This is a genomic window from Pseudomonas sp. Kh14, assembly GCF_900291005.1.
In the GTDB taxonomy this organism is placed as follows: domain Bacteria; phylum Pseudomonadota; class Gammaproteobacteria; order Pseudomonadales; family Pseudomonadaceae; genus Aquipseudomonas; species Aquipseudomonas alloputida.
Genome location: NZ_OLKJ01000361.1, coordinates 1 through 229 on the forward strand (window position 1 = coordinate 1; position 229 = coordinate 229).

1 pseudogene is annotated in these 229 nt (G+C 69.4%); it reads right to left on the reverse strand.

Annotation, left to right across the window (positions count from 1 at the left end):
- Window positions 1-229 (reverse strand): annotated as a pseudogene (locus FQ668_RS28430) (type II secretion system protein GspK); the annotation flags it as partial.

Genomic DNA, 229 nt, shown 5'->3' on the forward strand with positions numbered 1-229 from the left:
AGCCCCAGGGCATTGGCATTCAGCCGCCAGCCGGTGGTCTGCGGCAAGGCGCACAGCATCGGGTAACGGCCCTGGCGGCTGGCGTCCGGCTCCAGTAGCAGATTCAGCTCGCTGGTATCGAGCATCGGCTGGTTGGCAGCCAGGCGTGGTGGTTGCTGGCGCAGGTACTGGGCGCTCTCGGCGCCCTGCAGGCGGGCATCGCTGTCGGCATCCAGCCAGTCGGCCAGGG